Below are 19,213 nucleotides of genomic sequence, written 5' to 3'. Positions count from 1 at the left end.
GTTGGGCATTACTCTTACTGGCAGGTCTGGTTTTTGGTATGACTTCCTTGGCCGGGGTTTTTTCGGCGCTATTCCCTGATCTCGACAGACCTATTTATGTGCAGGATACATTTTGGTCACTGGTGGTTGCCCATGTTTTGTTGGTACTGATTTCCAGTATTATCGCTGTTTTCATTGGGGTTAGCGCAGGTATTGGAGTGACTCGCCCGGCAGGGAAAGAGTTTCGTTCGGTGGTAGAAACTATTGTCGCGATGGGGCAGACATTTCCACCTGTTGCGGTGCTTGCTATTGCCGTACCTGTGATGGGCTTTAGCGAAAAACCTGCCATTATTGCCTTAGTACTTTATGGTTTATTACCTATTTTACAAGGGACTATTACGGGTATTGAGTCTGTTTCCAGGGATATCCGTGAGGTAGCTGAAGGGGTAGGGATGAGCGCCTGGCAGATTTTATGGCGTGTAGAATTGCCTTTGGCAGCACCGGTTATTGTCGCGGGCATCCGAACGTCAGTCATTATCAATATTGGTACTGCTGCTATTGCTTCAACTGTCGGGACGAAAACTCTAGGTTCTCCAATTATTATCGGACTAAGCGGTTTTAATACTGCTTATGTTATCCAGGGCGCAATTATAGTCGCCTTATTAGCCATTATTACGGATATGATTTTTACCCGTTGGAACCGGCGTTTGTCTCGTTGGCGGGAATTACAATCTCTCCCTGCCGTAAAACATAACTGATCTTCCAGTCTGCTGCTCTTCTTAAGTAGGTGCCTATAATGATTTCACTGCCCATGTATGGGGTTCGGCCGGAACAAGATGTACGGCCTTTTTGGCAATTATTATCGCAACAGTTGCACAGGCATGGTGTGCCAGGAGCCAGTGAAAAGTTACTCTGGCCTTTAGATTTATTGCAGCATTGGCGTGACCCTACACTGCTTTTGAGCCAGACCTGTGGTTTTCCTTTGGTGACTCAACTGCAACAACAGGTACGGTTGGTTGGGATATTCAGTTATCAATCACCTTATTGTTCAGGTGAGTACTACCGCAGTTTAGTGGTTGTTCGTGACGACGAACAAGGCGAGCAACTGTCTGACTTTCGTCATCGGACAGTTGCCTACAACAGCACAGACTCCCAGTCAGGGTATAATGCGTTACGTGCTTTGATTGCCCCATTAGCGGTTAATGGGCGTTTTTTTTCGCGCAATATAGCCTCGGGTAGTCACTATCGTTCAATTGAAATGATTCAACAGCGGCAAGCAGATATTGCTGCGATAGATTGTATTAGCTTCGCATTATTAGAGCGTGATGATCCATCAGCCGTTGTCGGGTTAAAGATTATCGCGAAAACTGACATCGCACCTGGGTTGCCACTTATTACTTCGGTGACAACATCTGAAAAAGAGCTTATCCAGATACGTCAGGCCATCAGAGTCACAGTCAATTCGCCAGAGGCAACTTCAGCTAAGGCTATATTATTGATAAATGGATTTAGCGTATTACCCTGGTCGGCTTATAACGTTATTAAACAGATGCAAGAAAAGGCTGCTGCATTAGGCGTAATAACCCTTTAAAACAGGCAATAAGGAAGCCCTGATTCTCGATGAAATAGGCTAAGGCAGAGGTATAAAAACAATAGAAAAACTGCCATCTTAAACTTCAATCATGCAGCCAGTTATGCGGCTATTTTCCAGTGATAATATAAAATTACTAGCAACATCAATCTATTGCCTCATTTCTACCATTGACAGTAAAACACTCACTTGTGCAAATATGGTCTGGCGAATATATCAATGATGATGGTGAAATTGCCGGGTATTGGGCATTGATAGGGGGAAGTTTTGCCCTTAAATCTATTATGCCCCCACTGTTCATTGGTGTCTGAACGGGTCAGGGGCTTGCAGATTTTTATAGCAGAAATGCCGTTATTGGATGGGTGATTACGGTGATTCCTGACCATTGTTGGACAAGCCCGCAGGGCCAATATCAGACAATGGACTGGATTCCGTGGTTTCAGTTTCATGTGGGGTCGTTGAACGGGTATAAATGTTCAACCCAGCCAGAAAAACGCCACCTAATGAACTCAGAGCCATGACTGCAATCAGAATAATGAGTGCTTTTCTCAGCATAATTATTTTCACTTTTTATCTAAACAGCGTGAATTATATCCCGTTTACTAAATGAAACAACCATGTTGCATTCTTGCTGTATATACTCGTGATGCTCCAAGCTGCGACTCGAATTATTTAGAGCATAGAGATTAACGAGATTTAAACAGAAATTTCCCCAAGGTTACCAAAACCACCGCAGAAACAATGACGGCTAATGCCCACCATTCTCGGGTAGATAGATTTTCACCGGCGAAACCAATGCCCAACAATACTGCAACGACTGGGTTTACATAGGCATAACTGGTTGCCACCGCTGGGCGGACATTTTTCAGTAGGAACATATAGGCACTGATGGCAAGCATAGAGCCAAAAACAATCAAGTAAAGTAGTGACAGAATACCCGCCATCGAGGGAGTTTGGGTTAGTTCTTCACCACTTAGCGTACTGGCAAGCAGCAGAACAACGCCAGCGACCAGCATTTGCGCTGCACCGGACATCGGCCCATTAGGTAACGCGATTCGTGAGCTCCAGACCGAGCCAAATGCCCAACTGGCAGAAGCCAGTAATATCAGCAGTGCGCCCAATGGGTTGCCTAATAAGTTGCTGCCGGTATTGAGCAATATAATACCTACCAGCCCAAGAGCAATACCTGACCACTCCAATTTAGTATTGCGCATGCCCCATAACATACTGAAACACAAAGTGAAGAGTGGGACAGTTGCAACCATCACGGCGGCAATACCGGAGGGAACATGCTGGTGTTCTGCAATGGTGACCAACCCATTACCGATAGCCAATAATAAAATACCAATCGCGCTGGCCCCCATCCATTGGCGCAAAGTGGGGAGGGCATGGCCACGAATAGCCAGGAAACTGAACAATAATACCCCGGCAATCAGGTAGCGTAATCCTGCCATCATCAACGGCGGCCAGCTTTCGACCCCGATACGGATGACCAAATAAGTAGAACCCCAGACGAAGTATAAGGTGAAAAGTGAACCGACCAGCAACCACAGATTACGGCTATTTTGCTTTAGCATAGTTATTCAATAGGAAAGGAACAATAAAACAGACATGCACCAGTAAACATGAGAATAGCTGTCGTTAGCAAAGGTTTTTATCATTTATTTACGTTTTAATTTTTCGTCTAAAACAGAGAGTTATTCTTATGGTTAACAATAGTTGGCTTAATAATCAGTGACAAAACCTACTCTTATCAAGAAAGCAAAAATTGCTTCAGGCATGATGCATAAAATCAGGGTACTCAACTGGGCCTATATGACAATTATCAAATAAGGTGAGTGGTTTATGGGAACAATATGTTTGCTAATGGGGAGCCAGATTAGGATGCGTATTATTAATCTGACACGTCCTTATTCCGGCCTGGCGACACTGCTGGCGCTGCTTTTTATGCCGATCGCCGAGGCAGCACAGAGTGAATACGCTTTTTTATCTGCCAGTGCGTTGCAGCATAACCACCGGGTTATCGCGGAAGATAAAGATAAAGAGCGAGGGCAGATGCCGTTGGCAACCCTGCTGGCCTATCGCCAGTTATTGCAGCAAGCGGATAAAGCGCTAAAGCGGGCAGACCCCAGTGTTATGGATAAAAATAGAGTACCGCCGAGTGGCTCTAAACATGACTATCTGAGTCTCAGTGTATATTGGTGGCCAGATAGTCAAAAAAGCGATGGTTTACCCTGGATACATAAAGATGGGCAAATTAACCCCGCCAGTAAAAATGACGATAGTGATGGCGTGCGTTTGGCGGATTTTACGACTCAGGTGCAAGCATTAACATTAGCTTGGTATTTTTCCGGCCAACAGAAATATGCAGATAAAGCTATCAGCATGATTCGAAGCTGGTTTATTGATCCTGATACTCGAATGAATCCTAATCTAGATTTTGCTCAAGGCGTGCCGGGAATTGCTGCAGGGCGTGGAACTGGGATCTTGGATGGACGCTATTTTGCCACTCGCATTGTCGATTCATTGATAATGTTACGGCAGAATAAACATTGGACGGAGCAAGATGAAAAGCAAATTCGGCAGTGGATGACGGCCTATTTACAGTGGCTGCAGTTCAGCCCAGCAGGTAAAAAAGAAGCAGCGGCACAGAATAATCATGGCAATTGGTATGGGGTACAAGTGGCGGGTATCGCCTGGTATTTGCAACAGCCACAGATCCTGGTTGATATGGCTAATTTGTTGAAAAATAAATTGAATGTCCAATTAGCAGCAGATGGCTCCCAACCACTGGAGCTAGCGCGAACGCGCTCTTTCCATTACAGCTATTTCAGTTTACAAGCAGCCATACTGATGGCCCAATTGGCTGATAAAGTTCAAGTCGATTTATGGCATTATCAAACACCGAATGGCAGTGGTTTGATTAAAACCCTTGATTTTATGGCTCCTTTTTCTGTTGTGCAGAGCAAATGGCCCTATCCTAGCCGTGATCATATTGGTGTACGGCTAGTCCCTCTAATGGTTCAAGCAGACAAAGCATTGGGTGAAAATCGTTATCAACAGTGGATTGCACAAGCTGATTTTTCCGATACAGCGAGCAAAACGGAGAAAAAACAAAAAGGTGCGGTAACTGAAGCGCTGCGTGACGTCGGGTTATTATCTGTTCCTGTTAATAAATGATTATTGATAAAATGATTATTAATAAGTCATAAAAAACCGGGAGTGACCTCCCGGCAAAATGTGATGACTGCAAATGAAATAAATTCACAAGTCCCCAGTCAATTACACAGGTAAGTGATTGGGGGGAACGAAAGCAGCCAACGCATATGCAGCTTGAAGTATGACGAGTATCAACAATGATTAGAACTGATAGACTAAACCAACCGCGACAACGTTATCTGTATTCAGTTTCAGTTTATTATCATTGTTCAGCTGGTTTATTTTATAATCGATATAGGTTGACATATTTTTATTGAAGTAATATATAGCGCCGATGTCAATGTATTTGACCAGGTCAGCATCGCCAACACCTTCGATATCTTTTCCTTTAGATTGAATATAAGCCAAAGAAGGTTTTAAACCGAAATCAAACTGATATTGTGCGACCAATTCAATATTTTGGGTTTTATTAGAAAAACCACTTACACCAGTTGAAACATTATTAATAACCGCAGTGCCAGAAATAGGTGTCATATTGCGGGTTTCAGCGTAAGTTGCCCCTAAGTAAACACCGTTATCATCATATTTCAGGCCAGTTGTCCATGCATCAGCTTTATCGCCTTTACCAAATCGACCTTCTTTCTGTGCTGTGGTGCGGTTAGATGAGGAATAAGCTGCACCTACACTGACACCCGCGCCAAGCGCATAGCTGGAGGACATGCCGAAGCCATCACCATTCTGTTTGGTCGCATCTGCACGGCCATTTGTATTGTCGGATTCGCTGCCGTTTTTACCCTGATATTGCAGGGAGAATTTCAGCCCATCAACCAGACCGAAGAAATCTGTATTACGGTAAGTTGCCACGCCAGTAGTACGGCCAGTCAAGAAATTATCGGTTCTGGTGTAGCTGTCATTACCGAATTCCGGCAGCATATCGGTCCAGGCGGCAATGTCATATAATACGCCGTAGTTACGACCATAATCGATTGAACCTAATTTACCGTAACGTAAACCCGCAAATGCTAAGCGTGTTTTGTTGTCTTTTGTTTCCTGGCTTTCAGCGTAGTTAGCGGCAAAGTTATATTCCCACTGGCCATAACCGGTTAATTGGTCGGTAATTTGGGTGGCACCTTTAAAGCCAAGGCGAACATAAGATTTGTCACCATCACTTTTACTATTATCAGAAAAATAATGCAGCGCTTTCACTTTTCCGTATAAATCAAGTTTATTACCATCTTTATTGTAGATTTCTGCTGCGTGTGAAGAAGTGGCAACTAATAAAGCCGGTATCAGGATTGCCAGAATATTACGTTTCATATTTATGCCCTGTTTCTCTTATTTGAAAAGACGCCAATAGTAGAATTTTTTGCTGTATTCAATATCTGTCTGAATTCATCCAGCGCAGAATTTTTACCGCATCTGTGTGATATATTTATGACAAAGTATAAATAACTGCGTTTTTGCGTAAATATTGTTCATTTTTATTTGCACTAAACTGATACTTCATCTAATGCATGTGGTGCTTTCGGGCTGACGTGAGCGTTGCGGTGTGGGACAATAGGGCAACACTCAGTTTAGATAAGATATGCATGGCGTTATCCCCGGCAGTAAAAGAACAAATTAGTCAGTGGTATAAGGCTCTTTCGCAGCAGATCCCGGACTTTATTTCCCGTGCTCCACAGCGCCAGATGATCGCCGAAGTGGCAAAAACACTGGCCGGTGATGCAGGCCGTCACTTGGCTATTGAGGCCCCGACGGGGGTTGGCAAAACTCTGTCTTATCTGATCCCCGGCATTGCCGTCAGCCGGGCAGAAAGCAAGCCACTGGTAGTGAGTACCGCAAATGTGGCATTGCAGGATCAGATTTACAGTAAAGATTTGCCGCTGTTGAAGAAGATTATTCCTGACCTCAAGTTCACCGGTGCCTTTGGGCGCGGGCGGTATGTTTGTCCGCGTAATCTTGCGGCGATGTGCACTGATGTGTCCGGACAAGGGGATTTATCACTTTTTCTCGGTGATGAATTAGCTCCTGCTAATGGTGAGGAACAGGTCACGTGTCTGGCCCTGTCTAAGTCTTTGAATAGTCATGTTTGGGATGGTCTGCGTGACCATCATCAGCTATCACTCAGTGACAGTTTGTGGGCCAAATTAAGTACTGATAAGGCCAACTGCCTCGGGCGTAATTGCCATTATTTTCGTGAATGTCCATTTTTTATTGCCCGCAAAGAAATTGAAAATGCTGATGTGGTGGTCGCCAACCATGCATTAGTCATGGCGGCATTGGAAACTGAATCCGTATTGCCCAATCCCAAAGAGCTGCTGTTGGTGTTGGATGAGGGCCATCATCTGCCCGATGTGGCACGGGATGCGCTAGAAATTGAGGGTGAAATCACCGCTGTTTTTGCCAATATGCAGTTGGATATGATGACTCGGCTGGTAGATCAATGCATGGTGCAATACCGGCCAAAAAGCCCACCGGGCCTGGCGAATCCTGAGCGTTTGAAGGATCATTGCGAGCAATTGCGTGAGCTAATGTTGAGTGTAGAGCAGCAAGTTAGTCAACTTTTACCCGCCGAGGGTAGTCCGGCTGTATATCGCTTCGAAATGGGCGAATTACCGGGCAGTTTGACGGAAGATTGTGCCAAATTATTCAAGTTGACGGATGCCCTACGTGGCCTGGCTGAGTTTGTTCTTAATGACTTGAGTGAACAAACCGGTAAGCACGATATTGTGCGGTTACATCGTGCCATTTTGCAAATGAGCCGGACATTGGGCTATCTCGAGGCCATGAGTAAGCTTTGGCGTTTAGCCGCGATGGAAAAAGCATCGAATGCACCGATTTCCAAGTGGATTACCCGGGATTATCGCGAAAACCAAACTCATCTCTATTTTCATTGCGTGGGAATTCGTGTTAGTGATCAACTAGATAAAATGCTGTGGCGCAAAGTGCCCCATGTAATAGTCACTTCAGCCACATTGCGTTCACTCAATAGTTTTGCACGTTTGCAGGAATTGAGCGGTTTGAGCGAAAAGGCCGGAGACCGGTTTGAAACCTTATCATCACCCTTTAATCATATTGAGCAAGGGAAGCTGATTATTCCCAAAATGCGCTTTGAGCCGACGATGGCTCATGAAGCTGAGCATTTGGCAGAAATGGCGCATTTCTTCCGCGCGCAGCAAGCCAGTGGGCGACATAAAGGCATGTTGATCCTGTTTAGCAGTCATCGGGCGATGCAAACTTTTCTCAGCCATGTCACCGATTTGCGTTTAATGCTGTTAGTTCAGGGCGATCAACCGCGCTATCGGCTGGTTGAAGAGCACCGTAAGCGGGTGAAGAATGGCACCGCCAGTGTGTTGATTGGCTTGCAATCTTTTGCTGAGGGGCTGGATTTGAAAGGGGACTTATTGACTCAGGTTCATATTCACAAAATTTCATTTCCTCCTATCGACAGCCCGGTTATTTTGACCGAGGGCGAATGGCTTAAGTCATTGAAACGCTATCCGTTTGAAGTGCAAAGCTTGCCAAGTGCTTCATTTAACTTGATACAGCAGGTCGGGCGTTTGATTCGAAGTCACCAATGTCACGGTGAAATTGTTATTTATGACCGGCGTTTGTTAACCAAGGGCTATGGTTCGCGGTTATTGGCGGCGTTGCCGATTTTCCCCATTGAGCAGCCAGATATGCCAGAGGGAAAAAGTATTCCTGCACCGCCGGTGAAAGTGGCCGCGAAGGCGGGTAAGAGAGTGCGGAAAAAACGGGCGTCTTTATAATAGGGTTTGGTTATCAGCGCGGGGCGAGTGATTCTTCATCGTCGAGGTTGCCCCTCGGACATTTGAACTTCCCCCGAATTTAACTGTAATACCCCTGCAAATTTTTCTTCTTTTTGTCGATAATTTCTCAAAAAAATCATTTGATCTGAAATCTTCTCTGATGGACATAAATTCAGTGACTAAGCTTATACCAGCCGCAGGTAAGCAGACACTAACACGTCAGATGGGACCTTCGGTGTAGATTGCTGGCTATTGATTAGCGGCGATGCTAACTGCTATCAATATATTTAGCGGACTGAGGTCGATCAGTATGAAACAGCTAATGGCTGAATTTATTGGCACTTTCTGGCTGGTGTTAGGCGGGTGTGGTAGTGCAGTCTTGGCGGCAATGTTCCCGGAGGCGGGGATTGGGTTTCTCGGTGTGGCGCTGGCTTTTGGGCTGACGCTGGTCACGGTATCCTATGCATTAGGGCATATCTCTGGTGCGCATTTTAATCCTGCGGTATCACTCGGTTTATGGGTCGGTGGCCGTTTCTCCGGCGCGCAATTATTGCCTTATATTCTTTCGCAAGTGTTTGGGGGATTAGCCGGCGCAACCGTTTTATATTTAATTGCCAGTGGCAAAGCCGGTTTTGATGCCAGTGCCGGGTTTGCCAGTAACGGCTTTGGCGTGCACTCCCCCGGAGGTTACAGTTTACCCTCGGTATTGCTGGCCGAAGTGATTTTAACCATGGTTTTTGTCATGGTGATTATGAGGGTGACGGATACAGCTTTCCCGGCAGTTGTCGGCCCCTTAGTCATTGGTCTGTGTTATACACTAATTCATTTAATCAGTATTCCAGTGGATAACACCTCGGTAAATCCTGCTCGTAGCACCGGTGTGGCTATTTTTGCCGGTGGAATTGCCTTACAACAATTATGGGTTTTTTGGTTGTCCCCTTTGGTGGGGGGAGCCTTGGGCGGCGCTATTTATCAAGTACTCTTCAGCCCGCCCGAAGAGCTGGACAATCCATAGAGATATTCAGCTCATTGCTGCGGGTCACACTCTGCCGTGGCCTGTTTTCCCCGCCAACTTACGGCCAATAACCCCCATAATCAAGGCAGGGCGGGCACCGCGGCCTCTTGAATAAAGCGCCATCCATTCAGAACACCTTAAACCTGCGCTTAAAGAGGACAAGCCAAATGTCTCGATCAACTGTCGGTAAAGCTGTTGCTCGGCTGGAGGAGCGGTGATCAGTGCGCTTATGAGTTTATCTTTGACTGATGAGGGCCGCATTTTCTATGCCGATTGCGTTCGTGCTTTAGCTGCCCTTGATTGCTTTGTTGCCCCGTTGGTTAGCGGGTGACGCCTTGGTCGGGGCCTTTACTCCACATTCACCGTGGTAACAATTTCGGGCACATTCATCACTATCAGTGATAAAGTTTCAAGAGTATTCAACTTATTTATACTCTAAATAATTCGAGTTGCAGCGGCCTCGCAGAGGCAAGGCCCATGGATGGACCCTGTAATGAAGAAAGCCAACACAGGCAACTTGCAGGATGACGGGTATAGCGTTACGGAACATTGATAGGAGAAATACCGCACCATGGATTACAGCAAAATTATCAAAGAGATTGGGCGCGGTAAAAATCATGCCCGGGATCTGGATCAGGCGACCGCCTATGAACTGTATAAAGCCATGCTGGCCGGACAAGTACCGGCGCTGGAACTGGGTGGCATTCTGATTGCCTTTCGTATTAAAGGTGAATCTGAACAGGAGATTTTGGGTTTTTATCAAGCGATGCAGGAACAGGTGATGTCACTGCGGGCACCGCAAAGTCGCCCATTACCCGTGGTTATTCCGAGCTATAACGGCGCGCGTAAACAAGCTAATCTCACCCCATTATTGGCGTTATTACTATCCCGCCTTGGGCTACCGGTGGTGGTACACGGCGTGACAGAAGACAGTAGCCGGGTGACCAGCGCCGAGATTTTTCAACATCTGAACATTCCTTGGTCACACAGCGCAACAGAGGCTCAACAGCGCCTGGATGATGGGCTGCCGGTGTTTATTCCGGTTTCAGCATTGTCCACTCAATTAGACCAGCAATTACAGCAACGCTGGCGTATGGGGGTGCGAAATAGCAGTCACACATTGGCTAAGTTGGCAACGCCATTTGTTCAGGATCAAGCGCTGCGCCTTGCCAGTGTTTCTCATCCAGAATATATGCAAAAAGTCGGCGGTTTCTTCCAGGCGATCAGCGCACCGGCCCTGTTACAGCAAGGGACTGAAGGAGAGGTTTATGCCAACCCATTACGTTGCCCACCCATTCATTATATCAATAATGGTGAGCAGCAAATTTTGTTGGAACGCCAACCCGAGCCAACCGGGCTGGCATTACCCTCGTCGAAAGAGGCTGTCATTACCGCCCGCTGGATTGAAGATTGTTTAGCCGGTGTTGCACCCATTCCTGATTCTATCCAAAAACAGCTTGCTTGCTGTTTAGTGGCCGTTGGGCGGGCGGAGACTGTCGAGCTGGCACGGCAACAGATTAATGACCTATAAGGCATTACTATTATTCGGTAGATGGTTATAGTTAATGTATATTTTTAGTGGGTAGGATTAATATTATATTTAAGATTGTTTTTTTTGTGTTTATTTTTTCATTGGTGTTTGATTTAAATGATTTTAATAATTTAAGTTAATCATGTTTTGTTGTCTTTTTTTGCGGATGTTAGACTCATTATTGTTTGGGTTTTCCCAGCTTAAATTAATATTAATGAATCATTGCTGAAAAGGAATACTATGCGACAAGCTTTGGAGTACTTTACTGCTCTGAACAAGGATTATCTTGCCGTCCATCAGGCCAAAGAAGATCTTTTTTGGCAGAACTATATGGGGCTAGGTGAGGAAGATATTGCTCAGCAATTTTCTGTAGCCGAGAGTGTTTATAAGCGTTTTATCGCACAAAGCCACCGTTTAAAAGAATTGCGTGACCAGATAGCCCAGTTAGAAAACGAGCCATCCACCGCGGATCGCGATGCATTACTGCACGGGTTGCAAGGGTGGTATCGCTTTTTTGATTGTAATGCTATTGAAGATCCCAACACGCAAGCCCTACTTGATGAAATTATTGCTGCAGAATCATCCCTTTACCTGCGGCGTAAAAGCTTTACTCTAACCCATTTAAATGCTGCTGGTGAGCGGGTTTCCGCCTCTCTGGGTGAGTTATTGACTAACCAGGGCACCAATGAAAATGCAGAATGTCGGCACAGTTCGCACTTGGCATTACGGGAGTTGGAGCAATGGCTATTGCACAATGGCTTGCCAGAATTAATTAGTTTGCGTAATCGTTTTGCGCGGAAATTGGGTTATCGCAATTACTTTGATTACAAAGTGAATAAAACCGAGCAGATGACACCGGAACAGTTATTTGCCATTTTGGAGCCTTTCGAGGAACAAACTCGCGCGGCTAATCTGCGCAGCTTGCAGCAACTCGTTGAGGAAAAAGGCCCTGAAACGCTGGAACCGTGGAATATTCGCTTTGCCAGCGGGGGAGATGTCACCCGCCTACTCGATCCTTATTTTCCCTTTGCCGAGTCACTTGACCGCTGGGTTAATAGCTTTAAGCGGCTGCATATTGGTTTCCGCGGCGCACAGATGAATTTGGATCTTCTGGTGCGTAAAGGGAAATATGAAAATGGTTTTATGCATGGGCCGGTGCCGCCTTTTGTCGACCAAGGTCACTGGGTCCCGGCGCGCATCAATTTCACCAGTTTGGCCAAGCCCGATCAGGTCGGAAGTGGGGCGTCGGGGCTAAATACCTTATTTCATGAAGGTGGGCATGCGGCCCATTTTTCTAATATTGTGCAAAATGCTCCCTGTTTTTCACAAGAATTCCCTCCAACTTCAATGGCCTACGCCGAAACGCAATCCATGTTCTGCGATAGCTTGCTTGATGATGCCGATTGGTTGAAACGTTATGCTAAGAACAGTCAGGGCGAATCGGTTCCCGATGCATTGATTCAGGAAAGCATTCAGGCGCGGCAACCCATGCGAGCTTTTAATGACCGACATATTTTATTAGTGCCCTATTTTGAATGGCAACTTTATCAGTGGGATGATGCACAACGCACACCAGAAGCAATAACTCAATTGGCCCGAGACATTGAATTAAAAATTCTGGGTGTCAGTGGTAGCCCACGCCCGACACTGGCTATTCCGCATTTATTATCAATGGAGTCTGCTTGCTCCTATCAAGGTTATTTATTGGCATTGATGGCGGTAGAACAAACGCGAGCATTCTTCCTCAAACGCGATGGTTATCTGACGGACAACCCCGCTATTGGCCCCGATCTCGCCGAGCATTATTGGCGGCCCGGCAACAGTGTCACTCACGATGAAGCATTGCGCAGTCTGACAGGGGAAGGCTTCAATCCAGATTATCTGGCTAAGGTTTGTAATCAAACCGTTGAAGAAGCTTGGGATGAAGCCCTGAAAACAATTGAACTGGCGGCAATGCGCCCACAACCGGCAGCAGATTTTGACTTAAACGTGACTATGCGGGTGGTTGATGGGGATGAGCAACTGGCTGATAATCAGCAAGGTGATGAGGCCATGTGCCGCACATTTGCCAGCACAATAAATGCCCGGCTCCTGGCAATGTGATTCAGTGTTTTGTTGACATAAAAAAGCCCATCAGGTTGGCTGATGGGCTTTTTCTTTTGTAGAAATGCTACGATTCAATAAGAGTGGCTAGCATTGCTGCAATATCATCTAAAGATCAATTAGTTATAAATGGTTGCAGTACCGTGCATCAAGTTATTACCGGTTGTTGAGGTAATAGTGAAAGCTTTAGCACCGGCAGCATCTGCTTTTTCGGCCAGTTGTGCTTTCAAGCTGCTCAGGTCAGTGACGCCACTGACGGAGATAACACCGACTTGTTCTAATTTAGCCGCATCCTGGCTGTTGATGTGTTCTGCGGCAAAGCTAGCGAAAGACAGAGTAGACAGGGCGATAACTGCAACGAAATTTTTGATGTTTTTCATGATGTATTCCTATTCGGTTTTTAAGGTTGAAAGGGCGTTCCCTTTCGATAGAAGCTATGTTACGCCCTTGCGGAGATTTTAAAACCGGATAGAATTGAGTTAATCGTTCAGATTATTTGATTGATAATTGTTTAGGTTCATATCCTCAGGACATAAAAAATCAAAGTGAACACCATCGGCAATCTTTGAGATAAATCGGCAGATAGTGAGCTGTCTCTTGCGCTGCTGGCCCGCTCACCGCGAATTTATGCTATCTTACGCGCCAGAAAATGCCTATCAGAGAGTCAGTACGATGGAAAACAAAAAAGTATTCCCTAAAGAAAAAAGTGGATTGCATCCGCGCAACCGTCATCGCTCGCGTTATGACTTTGATGCGCTTTCAGTCAGTTGTCCTGAATTAATCCCTTTTTTGGCCCCGAATGCCTACGGTGATATTTCTGTCGATTTTGCCTCCCCGCTGGCGGTAAAAATGCTGAACAAGGCATTGTTAAAACATTTCTATGGCATTGAATATTGGGATATTCCAGCAGACTTTTTGTGCCCCCCCATTCCTGGTCGTGCGGATTATGTGCATCATCTGGCTGATTTATTAGCTAGCTGCAATGACGGTGTTATCCCGCAAGGTAAGAATATTACGGTGCTGGATATTGGCGTCGGTGCCAATTGCATTTACCCCATTATTGGTCAACGGGAATACGGCTGGCGTTTCACCGGCACTGACATTGACGCGCAAGCCCTCAGTGCGGCGAAAATGGTGGTATCCATGAATCCAACACTGAAAAATACTCTGCGACTTAAGCAACAAAAAGATCCGCAGGCGATTTTCGCAGGCATTCTGGCGGTGAATGAACGTTACGATGCTATATTGTGTAACCCGCCGTTCCATGCTTCAGCAGAAGAAGCGGCCGCCACCACCCGCCGTAAATTGCACAAGTTGGGTAAAGGTGAAGTTGCCGCCAAGCCGGTGCAAAACTTTGGCGGAAAAAATAGTGAGCTGTGGTGTGAGGGCGGGGAAGAAGGTTTTGTTAGCCGCATGGTGGCAGAGAGCGCGACGAAAGCACAAAATTGCTTCTGGTTTACTGCACTTATTTCGAAAAAAACCACATTACCGGCGATTTATCACGCGCTGCGTTATGCCAATGCGGTTGAAGTTCGTACCATTGATATGGCACAGGGGCAGAAAGTCAGCCGGTTTGTGGCATGGACTTTCCTGACGCCGGAGCAGCAGGTCGCCTGGAAAGCCGAGCGCTGGTAATCCCCGTCGTCCTTGGCGCCGCAGGGGTGTTGGCTGCGTACACTTACCCGAATCACTGACTGCACGTTGGTCTGAAAATAAATAGATTTACAGACTGCTGACAAAGTTGATTTGCGGGGAAATGTGCCGAATGGGTCGTAGGGTCTAAGATACAAGTGGCGTAAGCGACCTGAGTGCCCATCGGTGCAGTCGCCCCGCCAGTCTCCGGGCTATAACAGCAACCTCATTCATCGGGATATATTTACAGGCCGCCTATAGGCAATATTCGATTATCTGGATATTGCCCTATTATCTACTGTTTTATTTCAATATTGCCCAGTTGGCTGTCAATCTAAATACTTTCGGCTATGCTGATTAAGATAATTCTTAGTCCGCACAATAGCTGACAAGTGTAGGTTTTATTTTGATTTTTTCGGTGTTTATTTTTATTAACCAACTATCTCATCGTCCAGGGTGAAGAATAAAACTTAAAGAAAATTCTATTCTGATTTTCTGGTTTTTTGTCGTGCAAACACGTTGATGGTCACATGACTTATTTGCAGCTCAATCTTTCACCATAAGGACGCGACTTATGTTGTTCAATTTCAGCTCATCTCATGCATCGAAGCGCGCCGAACTGACCTCGATTGACAGTGCAGTCCCCATGATTATTTTCAAACCGGATGGCACAGTAAAACACGCTAATACCTTATTTTTACAAGCAATGGGATACCAACGGGAGGAGGTGCTCGGGAAGCATCATAAACTGTTTTGTGACCCGCATTATGTGCAAAGTGATGCTTATCGTCGTCACTGGCAATTGCTCAATGAAGGGCGCCCTATTACCGATAATATTAAGCGCATTCGTAAAGATGGCTCTATTATCTGGCTGCAAGGAACCTATACGCCGGTGCTCGATAATCAAGGGCGAGTGATGGAAATTATTAAGATTGCCAGTGATGTGACTGAGCGTATTGTGCAATCTCAGGAGCACCAGAGTTTATTAGCTGCGCTTAATCGTTCAATGGGAATGATTACTTTCACGCCGCAGGGCATTATTTTGGACGCCAATGATAATTTGCTCCATGTTATTGGTTATTCACTGGCCGATATTCAGCATCAGTCTCATCAGATTTTGTGTCTCCCTGAATTTGCGCACTCAGATGAATATCGTCAGCATTGGCAGCGATTAGCTCAAGGTGAGTTTATTGTCGGGCGCTTTGAACGCGTGAATAGCCGCGGCGAGCGGGTCTGGCTGGAGGCGAGCTATAACCCGATTATGGATAAAGAGGGGCAGGTGCTCAAAGTGGTGAAGATTGCTCAGGATATTACACAATTGATGTTGCAGCAGGAACACGAAGAAAACCTGATTCGCGATGTACACCATTTATCATTAACCACTGACCGCTCGGCATCACAAGGGGCGGCGATTGTTCAACAGGCGGTGCGCGGTATGCAGGAAGTGGAATCTGTAGCGCGCGAAACCTCGCTTGTTATCAGTGAGTTAGGGCGTTGCTCGAAAGAGATTGGCACCATCGTGGAAGCCATTCGCAAAATTTCCTCGCAAACTAATTTATTGGCGATCAATGCTTCAATAGAAGCTGCCCATGCGGGTGAACACGGCAAAGGTTTTTCTGTGGTGGCCAGTGAGGTGCGAATTCTGGCAGAAAGCTCACGTAAGGCGGCCACTGAAATCGAGCATATGACCAAGACTATTCAGAATGGTGTTATGGCGGCCATCAAGGGGATGGGCGTTTGTGTGGAGCAGGCCGGAGGCGGGGTTACACTGACCCAAGATGCCGGTGAAGTTATTCATCAGGTGAATATTGGGATGCAGGATGTGGTGAAGTTGATGACGGCGTTTTCTCAGGTCAAGAATCAGCAAACTCATGTATAACCGGCTGTCAGCATAAAAAATGGCGGATATCAGTGAAGATACCCGCCATCTCTTGATTTTAACGTCGTGATTTTAACGTCGTGATTTTAACGTGATGATAAAATACACATCAGGAGACGTGTTGCAGGAATTCCCGTAAACGTTCACTGGGTGGATTTGAAATCAAGCTATCTGGGTCACCATCCTGTGCTACCCGGCCTTTATCAATAAAGATCAGGCGCGATGCCACTTTTTGCGCAAAGCCCACTTCGTGGGTGACGATGACCATGGTCATGCCTTCTTCGGCCAAATCCTTCATTACGGTCAAAACTTCATGACGCAACTCAGGATCCAGTGCCGAGGTCGGCTCATCAAACAGCATCAGCTTAGGTTTTACCGCCAATGCACGGGCGATAGCCACACGCTGCTGTTGGCCACCGGACAACTCTGCCGGATAATGATGGGCGCGGTCTTCCAACCCGACTTTGGTCAATAACGCCATCGCGAGTTTATTGGCGGCTTCCTTAGAAGCACCGCGCACGCGAACCGGGCCAAATGCCACGTTTTCCAGCGCAGTCAGATGTGGGAACAGATAAAACTGTTGGAACACCATACCCGCTTCCTGGCGAATCAGGCGTTCATCCACTTTGGGATCATTGACATCCAGGCCATCAACAATCAACTGACCACTGGTAATGACTTCCAGCTTATTAATACAACGCAGCAAGGTGGATTTACCCGAGCCGGAAGGACCAATAATCACCACCACTTCTCCCTTGGTGATATTCAGATTGATGTCGTGGAGCACTTGGGTTTTACCAAAGTGTTTGGAGACGTTTTTGAATTCAATCATATTATTTTCAGCTTTCTTTCTAACCGGCGCAGAACAAAGCTCAGAGCCAAGGTGATTATCAGGTAGATAACCGCAACCGCACTCCAAATTTCCATGGCGCGGAAGTTACCGGCAATAATTTCCTGACCCTGGCGAGTCAGTTCGGCTACGCCAATCACGATAAACAGTGAGGTGTCTTTGATACTGACGATCCATTGGTTACCCAATGGCGGTAACATGCGGCGCAGAGCCAAAGGCGCAATCACGTAGCGCAAGGTATCGCGTTTGGACAAACCTAACGCCAGACCGGCTTCACGGAACCCATTATGGATTGACAGCACTGCACCACGGGTGATTTCCGCAATATAGGCGCCTGAGTTAATCATGATCGTCACAACGGCTGCTGAGAAGGGATCGATGCGCACCGGCATCATCATCGGCAGCGCAAAGTAGATAAACATCACCTGCACCACAATCGGCGTGCCACGGATCAACTCAATAAACACTAATGCGATATTTCTGCTCAGCCAACCGCCATAGGCGCGGGCAAAACCTGCTATAACCCCAATAATCAGGCCACCAAGCAACCCCAGGACCGAAATCCATAGGGTTAACTTGGCGCCTTCAAGCAGGATTGGGATGGCGGGCCAAATAGCGCTCCATTCAAACTGCATGGATATTCTCCTGGTCTAAAAACGGCAAAAAATAAATTACTTAGGTTCTACGCCGAACCATTTTTTATAAATTGCAGCGTAAGTGCCGTCTTCTTTCAGGGATTTCAGAGCTACGTTAACTTTTTCGCGCAGGTCACTGCCTTGTGGGAAAGCTACACCATACTGTTGAGCTTTAATGGAGTCGCCCACCGCTTTGAACTGGCCATTACCGGCAGTTTTGATGAAGTAAAGGATGTTGGGGGTGTCATGCAAAACAGCGTCAGCATTGCCGGTGCCTAATTCCAAATACGCATTATCGATATTCGGGAATTGGCGCAAGTCTTTGGTTTTGATATTGGCTTTAGCATAATCGACGGAGCCGGTGCCACTTTTCACTGCCAGCACTTTGCCTGCCAGGTCAGCTTCGCCTTTGATGTCGTTGTTATTCGCTTTGACCATCACCAGCAGGCCGCTGTTGTAATAACCATCAGAGAAATCGACGGCTTTTTTACGTTCGTCGGTGATAGTGATCCCAGCCAGTGCCAGATCCACGTTTTTGGTTTGCAACGCAGGAATGATGCCACTGAAATCCATTGGTTTCAGGGTGTATTTCAGATCCAGTTTTTTCGCGATGGCATCCCATAAATCGATATCGAAACCGACGTATTTATCCCCTTGTTTGAACTCAAAAGGGACGAAAGCGGTGTCTGTAGCAACAATCAGTTCTTTTTCTGCGGCGTGGGAGCTAACGGCAAAGGCCAGCGCGAGAGCGGCCAATGAAACTTTGACAAGTGACTTCATAAGTGGGAGTTCCTTTGTGCTTTTGTGGATATACCCTTTGTTGTCGATATTGCAGTCAAACTGCAACCTCAATGACGTGGGGCATGGGGATCCATTTTTATGTTTCAGTGTGCAATATGAAAAAAACGTGCCAGAAATGCAAGTTATTTAAAAATAAAGACTTTTCTCTAAGTAATTAGTCGCCAAATACTTAGGCTGCAATCACTGCACCAAATTGACACCCCAAAATGGTGCAAAAATATCATTTTGGTGCAACGATTCAATTATTTACTTATTATTAACTATAGAC

16 protein-coding genes are annotated in these 19,213 nt (G+C 46.3%); 9 read left to right on the top strand and 7 right to left on the bottom strand.

The features are described 5' to 3' along the window. The first annotated feature begins 38 nt into the window (after nucleotides 1–38). Entirely contained in the window at nucleotides 39–737 is a 699-nt protein-coding gene (locus tag FTA91_RS07735; RefSeq protein WP_072082463.1) for an ABC transporter permease, read from the top strand. A gap of 38 nt (nucleotides 738–775) precedes the next feature. Next, nucleotides 776–1,570 (top strand): phosphate/phosphite/phosphonate ABC transporter substrate-binding protein, encoded by a 795-nt coding sequence (locus FTA91_RS07730; RefSeq protein WP_186377352.1) that lies wholly within the window; start codon nucleotides 776–778, stop codon nucleotides 1,568–1,570. A 366-nt stretch (nucleotides 1,571–1,936) separates the two neighbouring features. On the opposite strand, the gene FTA91_RS07720 is transcribed toward FTA91_RS07730, so the two are convergent. Both FTA91_RS07720 and yedA read right to left on the bottom strand, forming a co-directional pair. Next, the gene (locus FTA91_RS07720; RefSeq protein ID WP_025377722.1) at nucleotides 1,937–2,125 is read right to left on the bottom strand and encodes a hypothetical protein; all 189 of its coding nucleotides are present in this window, start codon (nucleotides 2,123–2,125) and stop codon (nucleotides 1,937–1,939) included. Between the two features lie 131 nt (nucleotides 2,126–2,256). Then, complete coding sequence (yedA, locus tag FTA91_RS07715) at nucleotides 2,257–3,147, bottom strand: drug/metabolite exporter YedA (protein ID WP_145535601.1); 891 nt, start codon at nucleotides 3,145–3,147, stop codon at nucleotides 2,257–2,259. A 307-nt stretch (nucleotides 3,148–3,454) separates the two neighbouring features. Between yedA and FTA91_RS07710 the strand changes: the two genes are divergently transcribed. Further along, a complete protein-coding gene (locus tag FTA91_RS07710; RefSeq protein ID WP_186377351.1) occupies nucleotides 3,455–4,750 on the top strand; it encodes an alginate lyase family protein in 1,296 nt (431 codons plus the stop codon). 180 nt (nucleotides 4,751–4,930) lie between these two features. On the opposite strand, the gene ompF2 is transcribed toward FTA91_RS07710, so the two are convergent. Then, nucleotides 4,931–6,046: a porin OmpF2 gene (gene ompF2 / locus FTA91_RS07705; protein ID WP_145583146.1), complete on the bottom strand. Its 1,116-nt coding sequence runs from the start codon at nucleotides 6,044–6,046 to the stop codon at nucleotides 4,931–4,933. Between the two features lie 272 nt (nucleotides 6,047–6,318). Between ompF2 and dinG the strand changes: the two genes are divergently transcribed. The 4 genes from dinG (at nucleotide 6,319) to FTA91_RS07680 (ending at nucleotide 13,148) form a co-directional block, all read left to right on the top strand. Beyond that, on the top strand, nucleotides 6,319–8,499 hold the full coding sequence (gene dinG, locus FTA91_RS07700; protein WP_050112835.1) for an ATP-dependent DNA helicase DinG: 2,181 nt from the start codon (nucleotides 6,319–6,321) through the stop codon (nucleotides 8,497–8,499). A 310-nt stretch (nucleotides 8,500–8,809) separates the two neighbouring features. Next, nucleotides 8,810–9,514, top strand: a complete 705-nt coding sequence (gene aqpZ / locus FTA91_RS07695; RefSeq protein WP_050112837.1) for an aquaporin Z — start codon at nucleotides 8,810–8,812, stop codon at nucleotides 9,512–9,514. Nucleotides 9,515–10,085: 571 nt separating this feature from the next. Then, complete coding sequence (gene ybiB / locus FTA91_RS07685) at nucleotides 10,086–11,045, top strand: DNA-binding protein YbiB (RefSeq protein WP_145583145.1); 960 nt, start codon at nucleotides 10,086–10,088, stop codon at nucleotides 11,043–11,045. A gap of 240 nt (nucleotides 11,046–11,285) precedes the next feature. Then, on the top strand, nucleotides 11,286–13,148 hold the full coding sequence (locus FTA91_RS07680) for a M3 family metallopeptidase (RefSeq protein WP_145535606.1): 1,863 nt from the start codon (nucleotides 11,286–11,288) through the stop codon (nucleotides 13,146–13,148). A gap of 119 nt (nucleotides 13,149–13,267) precedes the next feature. On the opposite strand, the gene bhsA is transcribed toward FTA91_RS07680, so the two are convergent. Further along, a complete protein-coding gene (gene bhsA / locus FTA91_RS07675; protein WP_004391492.1) occupies nucleotides 13,268–13,528 on the bottom strand; it encodes a multiple stress resistance protein BhsA in 261 nt (86 codons plus the stop codon). Between the two features lie 292 nt (nucleotides 13,529–13,820). On the opposite strand from bhsA, the gene rlmF reads away from it, so the two are divergent. Then, nucleotides 13,821–14,783, top strand: a complete 963-nt coding sequence (gene rlmF / locus FTA91_RS07670; protein WP_174635040.1) for a 23S rRNA (adenine(1618)-N(6))-methyltransferase RlmF — start codon at nucleotides 13,821–13,823, stop codon at nucleotides 14,781–14,783. Between the two features lie 571 nt (nucleotides 14,784–15,354). Beyond that, on the top strand, nucleotides 15,355–16,659 hold the full coding sequence (locus tag FTA91_RS07665; protein ID WP_050112844.1) for a methyl-accepting chemotaxis protein: 1,305 nt from the start codon (nucleotides 15,355–15,357) through the stop codon (nucleotides 16,657–16,659). 109 nt (nucleotides 16,660–16,768) lie between these two features. Here FTA91_RS07665 and glnQ read toward each other — a convergent pair whose 3' ends face one another. The 3 genes from glnQ to glnH are packed head-to-tail and all read right to left on the bottom strand — an operon-like array spanning nucleotide 16,769 to nucleotide 18,924. Further along, complete coding sequence (glnQ, locus tag FTA91_RS07660; RefSeq protein ID WP_050112846.1) at nucleotides 16,769–17,491, bottom strand: glutamine ABC transporter ATP-binding protein GlnQ; 723 nt, start codon at nucleotides 17,489–17,491, stop codon at nucleotides 16,769–16,771. Next, the gene (gene glnP / locus FTA91_RS07655; protein WP_005168189.1) at nucleotides 17,488–18,144 is read right to left on the bottom strand and encodes a glutamine ABC transporter permease GlnP; all 657 of its coding nucleotides are present in this window, start codon (nucleotides 18,142–18,144) and stop codon (nucleotides 17,488–17,490) included. The genes glnQ and glnP overlap by 4 nt, the downstream gene beginning before the upstream one ends. Before the next feature lie 36 nt (nucleotides 18,145–18,180). Next, on the bottom strand, nucleotides 18,181–18,924 hold the full coding sequence (gene glnH, locus FTA91_RS07650) for a glutamine ABC transporter substrate-binding protein GlnH (RefSeq protein WP_050112848.1): 744 nt from the start codon (nucleotides 18,922–18,924) through the stop codon (nucleotides 18,181–18,183). Between the last annotated feature and the right edge of the window lie 289 nt (nucleotides 18,925–19,213).

Source organism: Yersinia thracica, assembly GCF_902170565.1.
In the GTDB taxonomy this organism is placed as follows: Bacteria; Pseudomonadota; Gammaproteobacteria; order Enterobacterales; family Enterobacteriaceae; genus Yersinia; species Yersinia thracica.
The sequence above is the reverse complement of the archived record's forward strand: the minus strand, read 5'-3'. Positions and strand labels throughout refer to the sequence as shown.

Coding starts and splice junctions, on each gene's coding strand:
- FTA91_RS07735 (WP_072082463.1), top strand. CDS start 39: ATGACTTCCTTGGCCGGGGTTTTTTCGGCGCTATTCCCTGATCTCGAC.
- ompF2 (WP_145583146.1), bottom strand. CDS start 6,046: ATGAAACGTAATATTCTGGCAATCCTGATACCGGCTTTATTAGTTGCC.
- rlmF (WP_174635040.1), top strand. CDS start 13,821: ATGGAAAACAAAAAAGTATTCCCTAAAGAAAAAAGTGGATTGCATCCG.
- glnH (WP_050112848.1), bottom strand. CDS start 18,924: ATGAAGTCACTTGTCAAAGTTTCATTGGCCGCTCTCGCGCTGGCCTTT.
- yedA (WP_145535601.1), bottom strand. CDS start 3,147: ATGCTAAAGCAAAATAGCCGTAATCTGTGGTTGCTGGTCGGTTCACTT.
- FTA91_RS07680 (WP_145535606.1), top strand. CDS start 11,286: ATGCGACAAGCTTTGGAGTACTTTACTGCTCTGAACAAGGATTATCTT.
- ybiB (WP_145583145.1), top strand. CDS start 10,086: ATGGATTACAGCAAAATTATCAAAGAGATTGGGCGCGGTAAAAATCAT.
- FTA91_RS07665 (WP_050112844.1), top strand. CDS start 15,355: ATGTTGTTCAATTTCAGCTCATCTCATGCATCGAAGCGCGCCGAACTG.
- aqpZ (WP_050112837.1), top strand. CDS start 8,810: ATGAAACAGCTAATGGCTGAATTTATTGGCACTTTCTGGCTGGTGTTA.
- FTA91_RS07730 (WP_186377352.1), top strand. CDS start 776: ATGATTTCACTGCCCATGTATGGGGTTCGGCCGGAACAAGATGTACGG.
- dinG (WP_050112835.1), top strand. CDS start 6,319: ATGGCGTTATCCCCGGCAGTAAAAGAACAAATTAGTCAGTGGTATAAG.
- glnQ (WP_050112846.1), bottom strand. CDS start 17,491: ATGATTGAATTCAAAAACGTCTCCAAACACTTTGGTAAAACCCAAGTG.
- FTA91_RS07720 (WP_025377722.1), bottom strand. CDS start 2,125: ATGCTGAGAAAAGCACTCATTATTCTGATTGCAGTCATGGCTCTGAGT.
- glnP (WP_005168189.1), bottom strand. CDS start 18,144: ATGCAGTTTGAATGGAGCGCTATTTGGCCCGCCATCCCAATCCTGCTT.
- FTA91_RS07710 (WP_186377351.1), top strand. CDS start 3,455: ATGCGTATTATTAATCTGACACGTCCTTATTCCGGCCTGGCGACACTG.
- bhsA (WP_004391492.1), bottom strand. CDS start 13,528: ATGAAAAACATCAAAAATTTCGTTGCAGTTATCGCCCTGTCTACTCTG.